General features: G+C 40.8%; 19 protein-coding genes. 10 read left to right on the forward strand and 9 right to left on the reverse strand.

What is annotated here, in order from left to right; all coding sequences use genetic code 11:
* The coding region (locus tag AKG98_RS23055) for a helix-turn-helix domain-containing protein (protein ID WP_157534181.1) at positions 1 to 65 on the reverse strand (65 nt) is incomplete at its 3' end.
* 280 nt (positions 66 to 345) lie between these two features.
* Here AKG98_RS23055 and AKG98_RS19740 point away from each other — a divergent pair.
* The 5 genes from AKG98_RS19740 to AKG98_RS19760 all read left to right on the forward strand — a co-directional run bounded on the left by AKG98_RS19740 (position 346) and on the right by AKG98_RS19760 (position 5,745).
* Complete coding sequence (locus AKG98_RS19740) at positions 346 to 693, forward strand: metalloregulator ArsR/SmtB family transcription factor (RefSeq protein WP_067050144.1); 348 nt, start codon at positions 346 to 348, stop codon at positions 691 to 693.
* 8 nt (positions 694 to 701) lie between these two features.
* On the forward strand, positions 702 to 1,730 hold the full coding sequence (arsB, locus tag AKG98_RS19745) for an ACR3 family arsenite efflux transporter (RefSeq protein WP_067050147.1): 1,029 nt from the start codon (positions 702 to 704) through the stop codon (positions 1,728 to 1,730).
* A gap of 88 nt (positions 1,731 to 1,818) precedes the next feature.
* Complete coding sequence (locus tag AKG98_RS19750) at positions 1,819 to 2,826, forward strand: ArsJ-associated glyceraldehyde-3-phosphate dehydrogenase (RefSeq protein ID WP_067050150.1); 1,008 nt, start codon at positions 1,819 to 1,821, stop codon at positions 2,824 to 2,826.
* Positions 2,823 to 4,046 carry an organoarsenical effux MFS transporter ArsJ gene (gene arsJ / locus AKG98_RS19755; RefSeq protein ID WP_067050153.1) on the forward strand — a complete coding sequence of 408 codons (1,224 nt, stop codon included), beginning with the start codon at positions 2,823 to 2,825 and terminating at the stop codon, positions 4,044 to 4,046. Before AKG98_RS19750 ends, arsJ begins: the two co-directional genes overlap by 4 nt.
* Positions 4,047 to 4,275: 229 nt before the next feature.
* Positions 4,276 to 5,745, forward strand: a complete 1,470-nt coding sequence (locus AKG98_RS19760) for a carbon starvation protein A (protein WP_067050156.1) — start codon at positions 4,276 to 4,278, stop codon at positions 5,743 to 5,745.
* Positions 5,746 to 5,879: 134 nt separating this feature from the next.
* Here the strand turns inward: AKG98_RS19760 and AKG98_RS19765 are convergent, their stop codons facing one another.
* The 7 genes from AKG98_RS19765 to AKG98_RS19795 all read right to left on the reverse strand — a co-directional run bounded on the left by AKG98_RS19765 (position 5,880) and on the right by AKG98_RS19795 (position 13,173).
* The gene (locus AKG98_RS19765; protein WP_067050371.1) at positions 5,880 to 6,578 is read right to left on the reverse strand and encodes an ABC transporter ATP-binding protein; all 699 of its coding nucleotides are present in this window, start codon (positions 6,576 to 6,578) and stop codon (positions 5,880 to 5,882) included.
* 16 nt (positions 6,579 to 6,594) lie between these two features.
* Positions 6,595 to 7,878, reverse strand: a complete 1,284-nt coding sequence (locus AKG98_RS19770; RefSeq protein WP_067050159.1) for an ABC transporter permease — start codon at positions 7,876 to 7,878, stop codon at positions 6,595 to 6,597.
* A 2-nt stretch (positions 7,879 to 7,880) separates the two neighbouring features.
* Entirely contained in the window at positions 7,881 to 9,098 is a 1,218-nt protein-coding gene (locus tag AKG98_RS19775) for an ABC transporter permease (RefSeq protein WP_067050161.1), read from the reverse strand.
* A complete protein-coding gene (locus tag AKG98_RS19780) occupies positions 9,095 to 10,321 on the reverse strand; it encodes a TolC family protein (RefSeq protein WP_228140372.1) in 1,227 nt (408 codons plus the stop codon). The genes AKG98_RS19775 and AKG98_RS19780 overlap by 4 nt, the downstream gene beginning before the upstream one ends.
* A 49-nt stretch (positions 10,322 to 10,370) precedes the next feature.
* Entirely contained in the window at positions 10,371 to 11,507 is a 1,137-nt protein-coding gene (locus AKG98_RS19785) for an efflux RND transporter periplasmic adaptor subunit (RefSeq protein WP_157534176.1), read from the reverse strand.
* 162 nt (positions 11,508 to 11,669) lie between these two features.
* The gene (locus AKG98_RS19790) at positions 11,670 to 12,620 is read right to left on the reverse strand and encodes an alpha/beta hydrolase (protein WP_228140373.1); all 951 of its coding nucleotides are present in this window, start codon (positions 12,618 to 12,620) and stop codon (positions 11,670 to 11,672) included.
* Positions 12,621 to 12,699: 79 nt separating this feature from the next.
* Positions 12,700 to 13,173 (reverse strand): ASCH domain-containing protein, encoded by a 474-nt coding sequence (locus tag AKG98_RS19795; RefSeq protein ID WP_067050171.1) that lies wholly within the window; start codon positions 13,171 to 13,173, stop codon positions 12,700 to 12,702.
* Positions 13,174 to 13,485: 312 nt separating this feature from the next.
* On the opposite strand from AKG98_RS19795, the gene AKG98_RS19800 reads away from it, so the two are divergent.
* Positions 13,486 to 14,775, forward strand: a complete 1,290-nt coding sequence (locus tag AKG98_RS19800) for a serine hydrolase (RefSeq protein WP_067050173.1) — start codon at positions 13,486 to 13,488, stop codon at positions 14,773 to 14,775.
* 56 nt (positions 14,776 to 14,831) lie between these two features.
* Here AKG98_RS19800 and AKG98_RS19805 read toward each other — a convergent pair whose 3' ends face one another.
* Positions 14,832 to 15,800 (reverse strand): YheT family hydrolase, encoded by a 969-nt coding sequence (locus AKG98_RS19805; RefSeq protein WP_067050176.1) that lies wholly within the window; start codon positions 15,798 to 15,800, stop codon positions 14,832 to 14,834.
* A gap of 204 nt (positions 15,801 to 16,004) precedes the next feature.
* Between AKG98_RS19805 and AKG98_RS19810 the strand changes: the two genes are divergently transcribed.
* Genes AKG98_RS19810 through AKG98_RS19825 form a run of 4 tightly spaced genes read left to right on the forward strand, consistent with a single transcriptional unit; the run spans position 16,005 to position 20,119 of the window.
* Positions 16,005 to 17,150: an ABC transporter substrate-binding protein gene (locus AKG98_RS19810; RefSeq protein WP_067050377.1), complete on the forward strand. Its 1,146-nt coding sequence runs from the start codon at positions 16,005 to 16,007 to the stop codon at positions 17,148 to 17,150.
* Positions 17,151 to 18,902 (forward strand): ABC transporter permease, encoded by a 1,752-nt coding sequence (locus AKG98_RS19815; protein ID WP_067050179.1) that lies wholly within the window; start codon positions 17,151 to 17,153, stop codon positions 18,900 to 18,902. It abuts the gene before it with no gap.
* On the forward strand, positions 18,868 to 19,521 hold the full coding sequence (locus AKG98_RS19820) for an ATP-binding cassette domain-containing protein (RefSeq protein ID WP_067050181.1): 654 nt from the start codon (positions 18,868 to 18,870) through the stop codon (positions 19,519 to 19,521). Before AKG98_RS19815 ends, AKG98_RS19820 begins: the two co-directional genes overlap by 35 nt.
* Positions 19,514 to 20,119 (forward strand): CDP-alcohol phosphatidyltransferase family protein, encoded by a 606-nt coding sequence (locus tag AKG98_RS19825; RefSeq protein ID WP_067050184.1) that lies wholly within the window; start codon positions 19,514 to 19,516, stop codon positions 20,117 to 20,119. Before AKG98_RS19820 ends, AKG98_RS19825 begins: the two co-directional genes overlap by 8 nt.
* The last annotated feature ends 10 nt before the right edge of the window (positions 20,120 to 20,129 follow it).

A 20,129-nucleotide genomic window follows, 5' to 3' on the forward strand; every position in this document is an offset into this window, starting at 1 on the left:
TGAGCAAGTATTGTTACCTGCTCATTGTTTGGGTAGAACCTGTATTTATACGCAATAAGTTTCAATTTTCAGCACCTTAGATAACTGTATCCATATACAGTATCAAGTTCTAAACGTAGACTCTATGTGCAAATATGTCAATATTAATAACAACACAGAGTGCTTATTGCTACGCAATAATGACTTACATCACAGCCCTAAAGGACAGTGTTTTTCGTCAAAGGTGATAAACCAACAAATATCACAAAAAACATATATAACAAACAATGAATATAACAATTGACACATATAACAAGTTATATATATACTCAGAACATAACAAAAATCATATATGAGTGAGGCAATATGGAACCGACACAACTTTTTAAAATTCTTTCTGACGAAACTCGCCTAAGAATATTAATGTTAATTGATATTGAAAAAGAGCTTTGCGTATGTGAACTAATCTCGGCAGTGACCGCAAGCCAGCCAAGTATTTCCCGTAATTTAGCGCAACTCCGTAAGTCTGGTTTATTAGTTGATAGAAAGTATAAACAATGGGTGTTCTATGCCATTAACCCAGAATTACCGGAATGGCAAAAAGCCATTATAGATCTTAGCACACAACAAAATAGCAGCTTAATCAGTACTGATATACAACGACTAAACGATATGGGTAAACGCCCTGAAAGAACACAACAACACTGCGAGTAGGAACGAACATGGGTATATTTGAACGGTATTTATCAGTATGGGTAGCACTTGCTATCACCACAGGTGTGATTTTAGGCGCTTGGCAACCAGACGTTTTTCAGTTAATTGCAGATTTAGAAATTGCACATGTTAACTTAGTTGTCGCCGTCTTTATCTGGATAATGATTTATCCAATGATGGTACAAATCGATTTTTCTGCCATTAAAGATGTCGGCAAAAATCCAAAAGGATTATTCCTCACCGTATTCATTAATTGGATCATTAAACCCTTTACTATGGCTGCTTTTGCCTGGTTATTTTTTAAAGTGTTTTTCGCTGACATGGTCGACCCAAGCTCTGCACAAGAATATATTGCGGGGATGATCTTACTCGGTGTCGCGCCTTGTACTGCAATGGTATTTGTTTGGTCACAACTCACCAAAGGTGATGCAAATTATACCTTAGTGCAAGTGTCCGTGAACGATATTATTATGGTCTTTGCATTTGCCCCTATCGCTGCATTTTTACTGGAAGTCAGTGATATCAATGTACCTTGGGAAACCTTGCTGTTATCTGTTTTACTCTATGTTGTCCTGCCATTAATTGCAGGTATCCTGACACGTAAAACATTAAATAAGTCAACAGACAAAGAAGCAATTCAGCATGCGCTAGCAAAGCTAAAACCTTGGTCTATCTTAGGCCTACTCGCCACCGTTGCTTTACTGTTTGGTTTTCAGGCTAACACCTTACTGAACGATCCTAAGACCATTGTTCTCATCGCTATTCCGCTGGCATTGCAGACATACATGATCTTTGCGATTACTTTTTTTGCCGCAAAACGCCTTAAACTACCGCATAACATCGCAGGTCCGGCTTGCTTAATTGGTACCTCCAATTTCTTTGAGCTCGCTGTCGCCGTTGCTATCTCGTTATTTGGTCTGCATTCTGGCGCAGCACTTGCCACTGTGGTGGGTGTACTCGTTGAAGTGCCTATTATGCTATCGCTCGTCGCCATTATTAATCGTAGCCAAGGTTCTTTTAACTATTCAAAACCTTAGTGACTAAACTTACGTCAATAAAAAGAGTAATCTACGTAGTAATGAAATAGAAACATACATTGAAATAATCTGTATTTTGGAGAATAAAATGACTATTAAAATCGGTATAAATGGATTTGGCCGTATGGGTCGCCTGGCAATGCGTGCAGCCTTTAATTGGGATGATGTTGAAATTGTGCAAATTAATGATCCTGCTGGTAGTGCAGAAACACTGGCGCACTTACTTAATTTTGACTCTATTCATGGCCGTTGGGAACATCAAGCTGAACATCTTGGCGATAAAATGATCATCGCAGACCGCTTTATTCCTTGTACGCGTAATACCGCCATTACCGATACCGACTGGTCACAGTGTGACGTGGTACTGGAAGCGTCAGGCAAAATGAAAACATCCGCGCTATTACAAGGTTATTTAGACCAAGGTGTTAAGCGCGTAGTGGTCACTGCGCCAGTAAAAGAAGAAGGCGTATTAAACGTGGTGATGGGGGTGAATGATGACCTTTACAACAAAGACCTCCACCCTATTGTTACCGCAGCATCTTGTACCACTAACTGCCTCGCGCCTGTGGTTAAAGTGTTAAAAGAAAAATTGGGTATTAAACATGGTTCAATGACCACGATCCACAACATCACCAATACACAAACTATTCTAGATGCACCGCATGCTGATTTACGTCGTGCCCGTGCTTGTGGTACATCATTGATACCGACAACGACGGGATCTGCAACGGCAATTACCAATATTTTCCCAGAATTAACTGGTAAGTTAAACGGTCATGCTATCCGAGTGCCGTTAGCAAACGCATCACTCACCGATTGTGTTTTTGAAGTAGAACGTGAAACAACGGCAGAAGAAGTGAACAGTTACTTTAAGCAAGCGGCAGAAAACGAACTTAAAGACATCCTTGGTTATGAAGAACGCCCATTAGTATCGGTTGATTATAAAACCGATCCGCGCTCAAGCATCATTGATGCCTTATCAACGATGGTTGTTAATGGTACGCAAGTGAAAATTTATGCTTGGTATGACAATGAATGGGGTTATGCAAATCGTGCCGCAGAATTGGCTCGTATGGTAGGTCGCTTAGACAAATGATAAAAGCGTTGGCGGGTATTTCACCACAAATAAAACAATATCTCATTATTACCGGTAATTATTGGGCTTTTACCTTAACCGATGGCGCATTGCGCATGTTGGTTGTGCTGTATTTCCACCAGCTTGGCTACAGCCCTTTTAATATCGCCATGTTATTTTTGTTTTATGAAGTGTTTGGCGTCATCACTAATTTAATTGGTGGTTGGCTAGGTGCTCGGCTGGGATTAAATAAAACCATGAACATTGGTTTAGGGCTGCAAATTGTCGCTTTAATGATGTTAACCGTACCCGCTGACATGCTGACGGTTGTTTATGTGATGATCGCACAAGCCTTATCCGGTATAGCTAAAGACTTGAATAAGATGAGCGCCAAAAGTGCTATTAAGTTGCTGGTTCCAAAGGGTAATAACGATAGCGGTAGTAATAACAAGCTGTACCAATGGGTTGCGGTTCTTACCGGCTCTAAAAATGCGTTAAAAGGGGTTGGTTTTTTCTTAGGTGGTGTCCTATTAACTACGCTTGGTTTCCAAGGTGCAATTCAGCTTATGGCAGCAATGCTATCTGTGGTCTGGATGTGGAGTTTAATCAGTTTAAAAACCGAACTAGGTAAAGCCAAAAATAAGCCTAAATTTACGGAAATATTTTCTAAGAGTCGTTCGATAAACCTACTCTCTGCAGCACGGTTATTTTTATTCGGTGCCCGTGACGTTTGGTTTGTAGTTGCACTCCCAGTATTTTTAGCAACAAGCTTTAACTGGGATCATTGGTGGGTTGGCGGCTTTATGGCAAGTTGGGTTATCGGTTATGGCATGGTGCAGTCAATCGCTCCGCGCTTCACCGGTAAATCACCATCACCAAGAGCTGCAGCACGATGGGCAGGTTATTTAGCCATTATTCCAGTATTGATTGCCATTGCACTGCATTATCAATTCTATGTGCAATTCTCGATTATCGTTGGCTTATTAATCTTTGGTGGCTTGTTTGCCATCAACTCATCATTACACAGTTACTTAATTGTGAGTTTAGCCAGCAGTGATGGCGTATCCATGGATGTTGGCTTTTACTACATGGCTAACGCAATGGGACGACTGATTGGTACTGTGTTATCGGGCTGGGTATTTCAACTTTATGGCTTAGAAATGTGTTTGTGGATATCCGCCTTATTTATCACCATGTCTGCCATGATTGCATTAAAACTAAAAGACTCATCGACAAGCTAAACCGCAACATAACTTGGTAATAGTTTACGCTATTACCAAGTATGCCTCCCCCTAATGACTTAATTCTCCCACCAAATATCATCACGTCACAAAATAAACTCCATTTGCTTGAAGTTACCTACAAATAGTTGAAAATTGGCAGGTTAACACCTTTCATGTGCAACCTTTACATATAGAGTCCTACACTCCCAATTAAATCCATACAGCCAGGACGGAGTAATAAACAGCTATGATTATCTTTTTTATCTGCATAACACTATTAATATTAGGGTATAAATTTTATAGCCCCTTTGTTGAAAAACAAGTTGGTATTGACCCTACTGCGCAGACACCACAAGTCAGGTTTGAAGAAGGCATCGACTACGTTGCAATTCATCCTGTTAAAGCCTTCCTTATTCAATTTTTAAACATTGCTGGTGTTGGCCCTATTTTTGGTCCGATCCTTGGTGCGCTTTATGGTCCAATAGCCCTTGTTTGGATCGTCCTAGGTAATATTTTAGGTGGTGCAGTACACGATTATTTTTCAGGCGTACTCAGTATTAAAGAAGATGGTAAAAGCCTACCTGAAATTGCAGGACACTATTATAACGTCTTCTTTAAAGCGGTGATGTTAGTATTCACTGCTATGCTACTATTTTTTGTTGGCGTGGTCTTTATCATGAGTCCTGCAGGTCTATTAAGTAACCTCACTTATTTCGAAGGCACTTTCCTCGCTGGCAATACGTTTTGGGTATTAGTGATCTTGAGCTATTACTTACTCGCAACCCTGTTACCTATTGATAAGATAATTACTAAGTTTTATCCTATTTTTGGTTTATTAATGATTGTAATGACTTCACTTATTGCGATTTCATTACTTTTCAATGCCCCTCATTTACCTGTCGCTGGTGATTTTTTGGGGTATTTCAACGCCGATCATTACAACCATGATTTCTTAGAACCCAATGCCGATGGTCTGCCAGTGTGGCCATTATTATTCATGACCATCACCTGTGGCGCGATCAGCGGTTTCCATTCTACCCAAGCACCTATTATTGCCCGCTGCTTAACCAATGAAAAATATGTTCGTCCCGTTTATTATGGCGCGATGATGTGTGAAGGGATTGTCGGTTGTGTATGGGCATTAGCAGGTATTGCCGCGTTTCCTGAAGGTTACTCTGAACTTAAAGCATTGCTTGATCAAGGAGGTCCAGGTCTCGTGGTTAACCATATAGCAAACAGTTATCTTGGTGCACTCGGTGGTATTATGGCTATCATTGCAGTTGCCGTATTCCCTATTACGTCAGGTGATACAGCCTTCCGTTCATTACGTTTAACGTTAGTTGATGCGTTTAATATCCCGCAAAACTTACGCAATCGTTTGTTACTGGCAGTGCCAATTTTGATTATCGCTTATTTCATGACTAAGTTAGACTTTTCATTAATCTGGCGTTATTTCGCATTTTCAAATATGCTGCTTTCTACCTGTGTATTATGGCTAGCAACTAAATTCTTATTTGAACGCGGAACTTTCCATTGGATTGCTAGTTTGCCTGCCGTTATTGGTACCAGTGTTACCGCATCTTATATTATGACTGCAAGAATTGGTTTCAATATGCCGATTGAATACAGTAAACCGATTGGTGTTGCTGTTGGTGTCGTCACGTTACTATTACTCATCATTTCACATAATAAACGCCCAAAAACTTTGATTACTTAATGATGACAAAACAGATTGCAGCCATTGTTCAAGCATGCAACTACCGTGAGTACTATTCTTACTTAGTCCAAGTAAAAATAGTAGGCACAATGCTGAATAATTAATTCAGCATTGTGCCCTGGTGAAGTCAAGAACTAAGCCACACGTTCATCTGAAACAATTTGTCCATCTTTGATATTGATAATACGTTTGGTACGCTGAGCCAAAGCGTTATCATGAGTGACGATAATTAAGGTTCGACCTTCTCTGTGTAATTCATTAAACAAGGCTTCGATTTCGGCACCTGATTTAGAATCTAATGCTCCTGTCGGTTCATCCGCCAGGATAATTTGCGGATCATTAACCAATGCCCGAGCAATCGCAACCCGCTGCTTTTGCCCACCAGAGAGTTGATTAGGCTTATGGTGCATACGATCCCCCAAACCAACTCGTTCAAGTAATGCAGCCGCTTTTTTCCTTCTTTCAGCTGCTTTTACGCCTCGATACACCAAAGGTAGAGCGACATTTTCCAATGCACTCGCATATTCCAATAAATTGAAACTTTGAAAAACAAATCCAATATTCAGATTGCGAATTTTTGCTAACTGATTACCGCTTAATGCGGACACATCTTGGCTATTCAAATAGTACTCACCCAAGGTTGGTTTATCTAAACAGCCGAGCATATTCATTAATGTTGATTTACCAGAACCCGAGGGGCCTAATATAGAAAGAAACTCACCTTTATTTATCGACAAAGAAACACGGTCCAAGGCACGTATTTCTTCATCACCACTTTTATAATGCTTACTGATCCCATTTAGAATAACGAGTGTTTCAGCTGTAGGTATCATATTGTTATCACTATTATCATTCACTTTGTAACGCCTCTAAAGGTGTAATGCTGGCGGCCCTATTTGCAGGAAACCAAGCCGCTGCGACTCCGACTAGACTGAGGGCAAGAATAACCAAGCCGATGATAGAAAAAGAGAGTTCAGGTGTAGGTTTTCCGAGTTCTTCATACAAACGATTTCCCGAAATAGGTAATGCCTGAATCGAATTTATCAAACCAAAAGTCAGTCCTAATCCGAGTACCCCTCCAATTGCCATAGTAAAAAGAGACTGAGTCAAATAATGAAGTCTGATCGTTGCAGGGCTTGCTCCTACGGCCATTCTTAAGCCAATGTCACGAGTAGCACGCTTAACCGTTGCGTACATCACATTAGCGATCCCAATGCCCGCAACACCTAAGGTAACAAACCCGATAATACCTAAAAAACTTTGTAAACCAATTAAGAAACGACGCATCGTTTTTTGCCTCAACAGCATATCTTGGACCTGAACCAACTGCTTATCCTCGACACTTGCACCATACTTTCTCGCAATTACTTGTTTCACTGTGGCCGCAACTTGCTTTCGGTCTACTTGTTTAACAGGTTCAATATTGAGCGCAGAAATAGCGCTGTTTTGATGAAAACGCTGCCAAGTAGAGAACGGCACAAAGATCGACTCGTTCAATGGAATTCCTTGTTCTACATTTGCACTGCTACTTTTTATCAGTCCGATAACGATAAACTCTTCACTGCCTACCTTGACTTTTTTCCCCACGGGGTCAACATTTAAAGTCGGCGTGTTAATCCAGTCAAACCTATCAGATTTATTAAATAGAGATATCGCGGCGCTTTCTCCCATGACTATGACCTTACGCTGTTCCTTCATGTCCATAGGATTAAACCAACGACCTCCGGCTCTAATTTTCAAACCAGTCATCGTTTGGTATCCAGGATAAACACCAAGCGGCATTTGCCATGTTCGACGATTCTCAAACGTCACACGTTCATTCCATTTTGCACTGGGTTGGACATTTTTAACACTCGGCAGCACTTTAATCACATTAAGATCTTCACTCTTTAATTTAAGCTGTTTACCTATATAGAAATTACCCACATTTTTAGTCGCGTAGCCACCTGTCAGATAAATAAGTTTGCCATTGCCACTTTCAGAACTTCGAATAAGTCCTTGCCGTAAACCTTCACCAGAAGCCAACATAATAGCAATACATAGTGTGGCCCACGCAACCGCTAAAATGGTTAAACTAAGACGCAACTTTTCAGCTGCCATCTCCTGAAAAATTTGTCTTATTGGAAGTAACATTCTCAAGCCCTCGCATTTAAAGCAATAACAGGAACAAGGTTTGAAGCACGTCTAGCTGGAAAATAAGAAGCTAAAAGAGCAAGTACGGTAATTACACCTAACGACATCCAAACAGTCTCAAGCGTTATCATTGGAAAACCAAGCCACTCTGGCATACCAATATAATTCAATAACGCAACAATGGCATAAGAAGAGATAATGCCGATCGCCGTACCACAAGCCACTAAGATCACGCCTTCAGCTAAAAATTGTCCGAGGATATTATTTGGTGTCGCTCCAATCGCTAAACGAACGCCTATTTCGCGCGTACGCTCAGTAACAGACAAAAACATAATATTAGCCACACCAAGTGCACCGACCGCTAAAGTCATTGCGCCACTTGCCCCAAGAAATAACTGAATACCACGTAATAGGGTCTTAAAGAAAATAGCTTCTCTTCCTAAATCGGGCATATACATTGAGTCTTTATCGCTTGGATCAAAATGTTGCTGCTTAGCAAAAAATGATAACAAACTCTTCCGTAGCATCACGCCAGACACAGTGTCAGCAGGTGACACTAATAGCATCCCAGGCTTGCTTTTCCATAAATCATTAAACGTTGAACTTGGGATCATAGCTTGGCTTTCTGCACTATTGAATGAGATACCGCTTTCATTTTTTTCTGTCACACCAATAACAATAAAAGGAATGCCATTAACCTTCAATGTCCCACCAACGCTTAGATTGCCAATATCAGCCAACCGCCAACCAACCACAGCAACACGGCTGTGATTATTTAAATCGCTGCGATTGATTTCTCGTGATTTATTTACTAATTTCTGGTTTTTTATCTCGAAAAACTGATTATCAATCCCCCTCACATAACCAGGTAAAGATCGTCCTTGGCTGTCAGTAACCCTTGCATCCCATTTCTCATAAACAACAGAAATATTACGAACTGCTGATTGCCTAGATATTTCACGCATGTCACTTTCAGAAGGTGACACATTTCTTCTGACAGGTAATCCTTGCCAAGCCTTGGCCGTCTGACTCGGAAATACCATTTGAGTATCACTCATTAATAGCGCAAAAGACTTAGTATTCGTTTGATAAAAACCTTCGCCTAACGCCACCAATACTAATACTGAGATAACCCCCCATACAATAGCAATAACGGCTAAAAAGCTGCGTAGACGATGAGCAAGTAAAGTTTGAATCGTTTGAGACAATAACCCGGTCATGATTGCAAAGCCCGCGAGATCATACTGATAGTATTGTCATCCAGCTTTCCTACCGACTTAAGCAAAGAAATACGGTGTTGCCAGTATTGATAAAATAAAGATTGAAGCGCATTCTTACTACTAAAAAGACGGTTATGTGCATCAATAACATCCGATGCTTCAGCCATGCCCGCGTCATAAATAATTTGCTTACTTTTTAATAATCGCTGCCGAGACTCTACTTGGTGTTGAGCAATCTCAACACGTTCCCAATCAACTGATAACTGAGTATATCGATTTGAAATAGTACTCTTAATACGTATTTGGACCGCTCGCACCTCTTCTTTGGCACGCAGTACCCGTAACTTAGCCCGGTCAACATTAGCACTGGTAGAGCCGTTCAAATCCAAAGGGACTGTCAGCGTCAAGCCAGCGTTCACATTACCATCGGTATTATAACTACCTCCGTAGCCTACAGAACCTACCACCGTAGGGTAATAGCCCGCTTTCGCCTGGTCCTTTCCAAACTCAGCCACACGTACATTCTGTTTTGCCACAAGCAGTTCTGGGCTGTTATCATTGGCAAGCTTTAACCAAGCCGTTTCGCTGTTTACAATCAACTTAGGTGGGGTCAAATTAGTCGTATCAATTTCATAAACAACATGCGGAGGAATATTAATTAAAGCGATTAAGACCGCCTTTTTATCCGCAACTTTAGATTGGCTTGCTAAGATATCAGCACGTTCATCAACATGATTCGCTCGCATATCTTCAAGCTCTGTTGAATGAATTTTACCCGCTTTATAACGCAGATCTGTAATGTGCAGCATCTTAGTTCCTTCATCGAATTTTTGCTGCGCTAAACGTAAATCACCTTGAGACTGAGCAAGCGCTAAATAAGCATTAATAAGGCGTTCTGCCAGCTCATTGTGGCTCTGTTTAAACTTTAATTTAGAAGTAAGGAACTGAGCCTGAGATTGGTCCAAGGCCGCCCACTTGCTGCTATCCCAAATCGTTTGAGTAAATCCCAGACTGTAACTATTCGTATTACTGCTACCATCATTCCATTGACTGCTTGCCGTTATGTCGGCGCTCGGTAGTAATGCACTTCGACTCGATCTTACTTCTGTTTCGCCGATTTGCTCGTCCAATTGAGATTGCTGATAAATGGGATCGTAATACTTTGCAGCATTCCATGCATCCTCAATTGTGAGCGCAAAACTAGATGGGCTAAAACTAGCCATAATAAGTCCGAAAAATGAATTAAAACAAAGAAATCGAACAGCCCTTTTTTTATTCATTTGGCTCTCCCATCATCATACTAATATCGATAATGGCTTCTCCATTTTCTAAGCCAGAAAGCACCTCTACTATAATGCCATCAGACAAACCTAGTTTAACTTCACGTGTTGAATATCCAGATTCTGATTCGTCAGGGATCCATACTTCTGGTATTTCACCATTAAAATTTAAAACCCGCTCAGGAATAGTAACAACGTCAGAAACATGTTTAAGAATAATTTTCGCTGTCGCAGAAAAGCCCGAACGAATCGTTATATCTTGCGGAAATTGAATATTACCGACTTCAACTTGAAAGCCATTGTCAAAGCTTTTGTTACTATCCGTAGTCGTTGAATTCAGCATCTCAGACTGCACTGCAACTTTACTTAACGTCCCTTTCATGACCACTCCAGGGTAAGGTGCTAATATAACATTAACGGGAGTACCTACTTTCAACTGTGCAGCGTCATGTTCACTAACACTACCCTTGAAAATCATGTCTTTCATATCCGCAACTGACATCATTTCTGTTGCTGCTTGACTTGATTCTGTTGACGTAATAGGTTCACCTATCTCAACCTTCAAGTTCAAAATCGTCCCATCAATTGGCGCTATAATGGTAGACGTCAGCTTTGAATCACCAATTGACGATTCACCGCTACGAATAAGATCGAAGTTTTGTTTCTTCTGCTGAACATCTGCCTGGCTCGACTTCACATCAGATCGAGCTTGAATGTACTCTCCATAATTCTTCGGAATAATATTTTTCGACACCAGTTGTTTTAAATTATCTAATTTTTGTAGTGCCGACTCTAACATTGCTTCGCTTCGCATTAACTCGGTATTGGCCAACGTTAATGCTGTAGGAGTAGGATTGGGACGGACTTTAATCAGTGGCGTACCCACCGTGACATAATCCCCCACTTGATGGTAAATCTCACCAACAATACCGTCTATTTGAGATTTAATAGAGATTGAATGTGCAGGAACAATTTGACCGACTGCAACAGCTTGTTTTTCAATCGTTCCTAATGAAGCCGTAATAGAAGGCAACTCGTCATTTTTATTCAATGATTGAGTCGTATTGTAATACACGGCTCCCATCACCGATGCTGTGAATAAAGCCATGAAGACCCAGCGTTTTTTCATAATATGTTCCATGTACAATAGAGATGAATGATGCGCAATGAACATATGACTACAAGTCGTTATTTATGTTCAATAAGCATGATACATAATTTATAAAATACGCGTGTTGATTTGTTTCGTACAACATGGAAGGTTGACTGACATGAATAGGGGTATTACTGATTATTCAGATATGCTCTCTTGAATATAACGACCGATATATTCAGCGCCAGATAAAATGATAGAAAAGTGAGTGTCATCTTTTAGTAGCTTTATTTCATTATTAACTTGAGTCGAGTTTGTATCAGCAAATCTCGTTACTTTTTGAGCATCAAATGCTTCATCGTTTTCACCAATCCATAAGCCAAAACGAGTGAGATTAGCGATCTGTTTAGCGGGTTCACTCGGCGTTAGTGCATTCGACATGTTAACAGTGTTAAACGTGACAATCTCAGGGTTATTCTTTAACACTTGTTCAGGAAAATTAAACATGACTGCTTTATCATGCCCCGCCAACAGCCCAAAGGACACTGAGTTAAGGATAAACTTCAGGGTATTTACGTCAGAGAATGCCACACGATTATTTTCATCATCAAGATTAGTTTCTGATTTATAACCAAAATAAGGCGCTAAGAAAACATAACCATCGATATTTTCACGCTGCGACCAGTTAGAATAATTTAATGCTAAACCAGCGCCGCTTGAGTGCCCACCAACATATATTGGCAATTGAGGATATCGATGTCGCGCTTGCTGAATAATCGTATTAATATCAGCCCAAACTTGTTCTTTGTTTGGCGCATCACCACGCGCGCCTTCAGAACTACCATGCCCCCTAATATCGGGCATATATACCGCAATATTAAAGTTATCTCGTAGGCCAATACCAAGATGATTATAAGAGAGTCCACTGTGCGCGCCACCACCATGAAAAAATATTAATACCGCGTTAGCGTTAGTCGGAATGTAAGGTCGATAAGCTAAAAAAATGTTATCTGTTGATTTGATATAATGTAATGACGCAAGCGGTTTTTCATCTGCCATTTTCAAGGCTGAAAGTGAAAAGAAATCACTGGCGATACTTGATGTCGGCCAGATCATGGCCATAGTGAGTAGACATACTTTGAGTAACACGGACTCCCCCTTCTAAACCAGCCATTGAGACTAAGTATAGTCCGCATCAATGGATAACAAATCTAAATTAATTAAGCGTTCAAGCGGCTGTACCATGCACCACTTGAAAATGCTCTAATACCAGCATCATATCTTCATTTACTTCAATATCAGCAGCAACACACTCATTAGAAAAGAAATCCCAATGCGCAGCACGCCACCAATCGAGGGTACGATCACCTTCACCTTCAGAACAGGCAAACTCAGCGGTCACATCCGAATATTTACATTCACTCACCGCGGTAATCTCAACAATCGAGGTAGGTTCACCATCCCAATCCGTAACCACCAATAAGTGTCCAGCTTTTGGCATAGGTTCAACCCCGGCTTCATACCAGTGTTTCATACTACAACTTGCTGTTTTAATACCCTTACTGATTAAGTCTGCGCAACGGTTGGCATTCGTTTCATCATTACAAAAATAATCTGCACTAAATGAAGTATATCGCTGACGTTCTATCTCCGTCAGCGTCGCTAAATATTCATTAAGAAAAGTTTTTGTTTTTTGTTCCATACCAACCCCACTAAACTACATTATTTTTGTATATCATCAATAACTTAACCTGTTATCTCTTCAACATAACATTAAAACTACCTCATTGAGTGTATTGAACTTTATAACTCGAAACAAGTATTAAGTTCACAGTTATTAAAATTGTATTTACCGATATAACTGACTACTTTATTTTCGATTAACAGTAGATTTAAACTGTACGTGTGCTTATTAACACTTTACTGCTAAGGTTTAAATATTGGGGATCTAATTGTTTATTCTAAAATATAACTCTATCGTCATTATCTATTCACCAATACTTGAGCTAAGAATATGATTATTGATTTTGGATTGAAGAGTTTAGTACATATAAATAGATACCTGCGTCTCGGTAATACGATCCATCTACCAAAATCTCTAGCGACAGTGACGACGGTTAATCGAGAGGAAGAAGTCGAACCAACAACAGTCGGTATGACACAAGATGGCGTAGACTCTATTTGGCAATCGGTTGAAGAAATTTATAAGACGGCGACACACCCGGCTATTTCACTGTGTTTTCGCCGCCAGGGAAAAATAATTTTAAGCCGTTCCATTGGTTATGCAAATGGCCATAAACCAAATGGAAAAGCAGACAAAAACGCACGACTCATGCAACCTGAAACACCCATTTGTTATTTTTCAGGTTCGAAAGCGGTTACCGCTTTTTTAATTCATTTATTAAACGAAGATAGACTTATCGATTTACATGATACCGTTAGCTTTCACTTACCTGAATTTGGTCTGCACGGTAAGCAAGATATCACTATCCATCAAGTATTATCACATCGCAGTGGCATGTCGGCCTTGCCAAGTTCACTTGGTATTAATTCACTTTCAGATAATGACGAAGTTTGGCTACAGCTTTGTGCGAAAAAACTACCCGAAACACAGGTTGATAAACTCGCCTACCATGCGCTGAGTGGTGGTTATATTTTAGAGCGTATCATTAACAAAGTAACGGGTATGAGCATACAAGAATTTCTTGACTTAAGAGTTCGTAAGCCGATGAATATGAAATACTTTAGTTATGGACTAAGCAAATCAAAAGCGTTAGATTTAGCCGACAACTATGCCACTGGCATAAAAGCAATGTACCCGATCTCGTATTTTATTAAACGTGCGTTGGGTGGTTCATTTGACTGCGTTGCTGAAGTAAGTAATACACCGATGTTTCAACAAGCTGTTATACCATCAGCCAACTTGATGGGGACAGCTGAAGAAATGGGGCGTTTCTATCAAATGCTGTTAAATAATGGTGTTTGGGGAGGAAAACAGATTTGCAAACCGATGACAGTAAGGCGTCTCATACGTGAATACGGTTCATTAGAATTTGATCGAACCCTGATGGTGCCAATGCGTTACAGTGCAGGACTCATGCTGGGGGCAAACCCTGTCGGATTATGGGGGCTGCATAGTGCCCAAGCATTTGGGCATATCGGTTTAATTAACAAATTGTTATGGGCCGACCCAGAGCGTGACATTTCAGTGTCTTTAGTCAATACCGGCTTACCGCTAGTCGCAAACAATGTGCCTTCGTTAATCAACTTCATGACGAGCATTAATAAGCACTGTTCACGTTAAGCTGGTTACTCAAGATCCATTTACACGAGTGCAAAAAATAATTACTGCAAGCCGAATTACTTCGCTAACTCGGCAATACGTTCACTTGCCCAACTTTCAAACTTCCAATTTTTAATAAACGCACAATGTCCGCCTTTCGCTTGTAAATCAATACTCAACCATTTCGATTGATGTAAATGACTGAGATGACCAGCAGGGATCATCGGGTCGTCTTCAGAGGTAATGATCGTAGTTGGTATTGCTAATTGACTTAAGCCATCATCAATAACCGAGTAATCCTCAAAATAATCATTTCGACTAGAAAAATGCGTGTAACCGTCCACAAAGAACAGGTTCATTTCATCAAGTGTTTTTAATTTTTTCAGTGCGCGACCATATCCTAACTGCGGATGATGACGCAATTTTTTGGTGAGCGAACGTTTCCACTTGGCAACAAAATATTGTTCATATATTGGAAAACCAGTACTTAACTCCGCCATCGTGGTCTGTGGGTGTAACACAGGACAAATAGCAATTGCTTGATGTAATTGAATATCTTCTGATTTAGCGATATTAGCAACACGTAAACAAAAGTTACCGCCGAGCGAATAACCGCATAACACATTATGCTTACCACCAAATTCAGCACACAGATATTTAACCGCTTCGGCAACTTCTTCTAAGCGGGCTGAATTAAATAACTCAGGATTTAAATGATGTGTATCACCATGATCTCGGAAGTTAAGGCGAAATACATCATAACCCGCATCGAGTAGCTTTTGGCCGCTTGATAGAACATACAACGAGTCAGCACAGCCTTCCCAGCCATGGAGAATAATCGCGAGCCCTTTGGGTGATGAAGCAGTATGTGAAGTTAGAAAACCTTCTAACTTCACCCCTTGTGGCGTAGTGATGATATGTCGTTCGGATAGACGAAGTAATTGCTTAGCGCGACGCTTTTCCAAAAATGTTCTAGGGCCAGAACTCGATAAAATTGATTGCAGGTGATTATTGCTCAGCCCTAACGCTGGTTTAAATTTAGTCATTGTTATTCACTTCTACGCCATTACCAAAAAATGAAGCGTTAACTGTACAGCATAATTCACAGTTCTAACATCTTAACGTGATTTGGCTATCGACGGCTAAGATGTGTATATGAATATGATTACAATGCGTTATAATTAATCTTTTAAACATTACAGATTGTGATGTTAGCTCAACGAAGAAAAGGAAATTTCATGCGTAAACTCATGCGTAAATTATTCGCCGGTGTTGGCTTATTGTTAGTCAGTGTTTTGAGCCAAGCAGCAGACCTTAATTGGCAAGCAGTAGAAAAAAAGGCCAAAGGACAAACAGTCTATTTTTACGCATGGGGCGGCAGTCCAGAAATCAATAACTATTTACGTTGGGCGGATAAGCGCTTAAACAGTGAGTACGGCGTACGCCTAAAGCACGTTAAAGTCGGCGATATAGCAGAAGCCATCACCCGTTTAGCCGCAGAGAAAACAGCGAAAAAGAACAGCAATGGCAGTGTTGATATGGTTTGGGTTAACGGTGAAAACTTCAAATCAATGAAACGCTACGACCTCATTACCGATTCATTCGCAACGCAATTACCCAACTGGCACTATGTTGATAAAACCTTACCTGTTGATAGTGATTTTTCTGAACCAACGTTAGGCTTAGAAGCACCTTGGGGCGTAGGTCAACTAGTGTTTATTTACGATACTGAAACCCTGAAGAGCCCACCTATAAGCTTTAATGAACTGCTTGTTTACGCGATTAAACATCCAAATAAAGTGAGTTATCCCAAACCACCCTCGTTTCACGGCACCAGCTTCTTAAAAGCCGCATTATTAGAATTAGCGAGTGATAATACGCCCTTATACAAATCAGTAGATAATAAGACGTTTACGACAATATCAGCACCGTTATGGGATTATCTCGACAAGTTACATGCTGTAGCCTGGCATCAAGGTAAACAATTTCCAGCCAGTGCTGCCGAAACGATTCAACTGTTAGATGATGGTGAACTTGATATTGCCCTTTCATTTAACCCTAACGAAGCAACAACATCACAACAAAGCGGCAAGCTCAGTGAAACCACGGTTGCTTATGCGATGGAAGCAGGGGCATTATCTAATATTCATTTTCTATCCATCCCTTGGAATGCCAATGCAAAAGAAGGCGCATTAGTTGCGATTAACTTCTTGTTAAGCCCAGAAGCGCAATCTCGTAAAGGTGATTTAGCCATTTGGGGTGATCCGACTGTATTATCACCACAATACATCACAGGCTCAGCGCAAAAAACTAAACTGTTTAAATCAATTCCAGAACCACACCCAAGTTGGCAAGCTGCGCTTGAAGCTGAATGGCAAAAACGCTACGGACATTAATTGAACGCTTTATTAAAATATGAAAAAAAACAGTCGGTAACATCTATCACTTTTAAAATTATGGTGTTACTGACTATAGTTATCATTTTTTCACCTTTGTTACCGGGACTTATTGGATTAATTTTCGCCGCGTTTGGCTATATCCCCGCGATAGATCAATATACATTTTCACTTGATGGTTTTAATGCATTACTCGCTTGGCCGGGGTTACATCAATCCATCGTGCTAACTTTATTCGTGAGTATTTCGAGCACGTTATTAGCCGCTTTTTTTTGCGTTGCTATTTTACAATCCTGTTGGCATAGCCGATGGTGGAAACAAATAGAAACCCTGCTAGCCCCTATCATGGCACTGCCACACGTCGCTTTTGCCGTTGGTTTTGCATTCCTATTTACACCGAGCGGGTTTATCGCGCGTCTGTTTGGCGAACAAATTAACTGGCAATTGATTCATGACCAATATGGTTTTGGCCTCATTGCAGCACTAACGCTCAAAGAGATCCCCTTTTTGTTGTTTATGAGTATTCCGTTACTTAAACAATTGAATATTAATACGACCCTTACCACAGCGAAAAGCTTAGGTTATAACAATGCACAAGCATGGCAAAAGATCATCTTGCCGCAATGGTTACCCAAAATCCGGTTCTCGCTATTTGCAGTGATGGCCTATAGTATTTCGGTCGTTGATGTGGCGCTAATTATCGGCCCGACTCAACCGCCCACATTATCCGTACTGGTGTGGCAATGGTTAAATGATGCCGATCTTGCGACACTGCCAAAAGCCTCTGCTGGCGCCTTAGTATTACTGCTTATATGTTTAGCCACCCTGCTTAGCATCCGTAGTGCAGAATGGTTCGTCACCCTAAAATGCAGAACTTGGCTGTCAAATGGTCGATTTTCTCTGCCTATTGGTGGTAAAAGTATTATCACTATCACGTATTTAATCACCCTTGTAACCTTACCTATTTTACTGCTGTGGTCGTTTGCACAACGCTGGCGGTTCCCTGATATAACGCCATCACGTTGGTCACTGCGATTTTGGCAACAAGAGTGGGATTATTTGTTAGATGTCATCGCCAATAGCATCATGATCGCGTTAGTTAGTGCTACGATAGCCTTAGTTTTTGCGATTATCGTGCACGAACACAGCGTTAAAGCAGAGGCAAACAAACAATTTTTAAAAGTACCACGATTACTCATCGCTATTCCGATGCTGGCACCACAGTTATCGCTGCTGTTTGGCATCCAAGTAGCCACCTTATACATCGCGAATCAGTATTATTATTTATGGGTCACTTGGGCGCACATCTTCTTTGTTTTCCCTTATATTTTTCTTGCACTTGATGGCCCTTGGCGCAGTTATGATCAACGCTTAGATAAAGTAGCATTAAGTTTGGGCATGTCCCCTTTCAAGGTCTGGTGGAAGATTAAGCGACCGTTATTATTACCTGCGATTTGGATAGCTTGGGCTGTAGGTATCAGCGTTAGCCTTGCACAATATTTACCAACCTTGATGCTAGGCGCTGGACGCATATCAACTTTAACCACAGAAGCAGTAGCGCTATCTAGCGGACAAGATCGTCGTATCAGTGCCATTTATGCGCTATTACAGTCCCTTGCTCCCTTTATATTTTATATCATCGCCATTATTGCTAGCCGTAAAACAGGTTCGCTAGAACAGCAAAAATCCACATCAACCAGTAGGATATCGACATCGAATGTCTCTGTCAGTCAACAATCTAACCATCCTTGATAATCATAATCAGCCCTTATTTGCACCGGTATCTTTTACTGTTGCGCAAGGAGAGGTTCTCACATTAATGGGCCCTAGTGGCTGTGGGAAGTCCAGCTTATTAAGTGTTATTGCAGGGCATACATCCGCTGACTTTAGCTATCAGGGTGAGTGCTATTATCAGCAACAATTATTAAATAACTTGCCCGCAGAAAAACGGAACATCGGCATGCTATTCCAAGATGACTTGTTATTTCCGCATCTGAACATTTGGGAAAATCTCGCTATCGCATTACCAAATAAAGTGAAAAAGGCACAGCGAAAACTAAAAGCCCTTGAAACGCTAACGCAGCTAAACTTATTAACGCTGGCCGACAAAACACCCATGCAAATATCAGGTGGCCAACGCGCACGTATTAGTATGATGCGCATGTTACTTGCTGAGCCTGCCGTTGTATTACTTGATGAACCATTCAGTAAGCTAGATAAATCATTACGCAGTGAATTTAGAAACTGGGTGTTTGCCCAAACGATCAGTAGACAGTTACCTGTATTAATGGTCACGCACGACGCTGACGATGTCCCTAACGGAAGTAAATGCCTACACTGGCCATGGAATAAGGAAAACCAAAATGCTTGATCGTTACGCTATTAAAATTATCCGTTGGCCAATTAACACAACAGCCAAACTCGTGCATAAGACAGGAATAAAGGCCGATCAGGTAACCCTATTTGGTTTTATGCTTGGGTTAATGAGTTTTCCTGCATTAGCGTTGCAAGAATACAATATTGCCTTGGTGTTCATACTTTTAAATCGAATATTGGATGCTGTAGATGGGGCCGTTGCTCGGATACAAGGTATTACTGACAGTGGTGGTTTCTTAGATATCACCTTGGACTTTTTGTTTTATTCACTCGTCCCGTTTGGCTTTGTTGTTGCCGAACCAAGCGCCAACGCTGTCGCGGGTGCATTTTTAATATTCGCTTTTATTGGCACGGGTTCAAGTTTTTTAGCCTTTGCGATCATGGCCAGCAAACAAAAAATTGAGAACCCGGTTTATAAACACAAATCGCTGTATTACATGGGAGGGTTAACGGAAGGAACAGAAACCGTTCTTTGCTTCATATTGTTGTGCCTGTTCCCGTTTTATTTTGCTAACATTGCATACACTTTTGCGACACTATGTTGGATAACAACAATGTCTCGAATTTGGGCTGGCTATCAGACACTAAAGTAAGTTCTACTCT

The sequence above is a fragment of the Moritella sp. JT01 genome (assembly GCF_001574435.1).
GTDB lineage: Bacteria > Pseudomonadota > Gammaproteobacteria > Enterobacterales > Moritellaceae > Moritella.

Coding starts and splice junctions, on each gene's coding strand:
- AKG98_RS19740 (WP_067050144.1), top strand. CDS start 346: ATGGAACCGACACAACTTTTTAAAATTCTTTCTGACGAAACTCGCCTA.
- arsB (WP_067050147.1), top strand. CDS start 702: ATGGGTATATTTGAACGGTATTTATCAGTATGGGTAGCACTTGCTATC.
- AKG98_RS19750 (WP_067050150.1), top strand. CDS start 1,819: ATGACTATTAAAATCGGTATAAATGGATTTGGCCGTATGGGTCGCCTG.
- arsJ (WP_067050153.1), top strand. CDS start 2,823: ATGATAAAAGCGTTGGCGGGTATTTCACCACAAATAAAACAATATCTC.
- AKG98_RS19760 (WP_067050156.1), top strand. CDS start 4,276: ATGATTATCTTTTTTATCTGCATAACACTATTAATATTAGGGTATAAA.
- AKG98_RS19765 (WP_067050371.1), bottom strand. CDS start 6,578: ATGATACCTACAGCTGAAACACTCGTTATTCTAAATGGGATCAGTAAG.
- AKG98_RS19770 (WP_067050159.1), bottom strand. CDS start 7,878: ATGTTACTTCCAATAAGACAAATTTTTCAGGAGATGGCAGCTGAAAAG.
- AKG98_RS19775 (WP_067050161.1), bottom strand. CDS start 9,098: ATGACCGGGTTATTGTCTCAAACGATTCAAACTTTACTTGCTCATCGT.
- AKG98_RS19780 (WP_228140372.1), bottom strand. CDS start 10,321: ATGGCTAGTTTTAGCCCATCTAGTTTTGCGCTCACAATTGAGGATGCA.
- AKG98_RS19785 (WP_157534176.1), bottom strand. CDS start 11,507: ATGAAAAAACGCTGGGTCTTCATGGCTTTATTCACAGCATCGGTGATG.
- AKG98_RS19795 (WP_067050171.1), bottom strand. CDS start 13,173: ATGGAACAAAAAACAAAAACTTTTCTTAATGAATATTTAGCGACGCTG.
- AKG98_RS19800 (WP_067050173.1), top strand. CDS start 13,486: ATGATTATTGATTTTGGATTGAAGAGTTTAGTACATATAAATAGATAC.
- AKG98_RS19805 (WP_067050176.1), bottom strand. CDS start 15,800: ATGACTAAATTTAAACCAGCGTTAGGGCTGAGCAATAATCACCTGCAA.
- AKG98_RS19810 (WP_067050377.1), top strand. CDS start 16,005: ATGCGTAAATTATTCGCCGGTGTTGGCTTATTGTTAGTCAGTGTTTTG.
- AKG98_RS19820 (WP_067050181.1), top strand. CDS start 18,868: ATGTCTCTGTCAGTCAACAATCTAACCATCCTTGATAATCATAATCAG.
- AKG98_RS19825 (WP_067050184.1), top strand. CDS start 19,514: ATGCTTGATCGTTACGCTATTAAAATTATCCGTTGGCCAATTAACACA.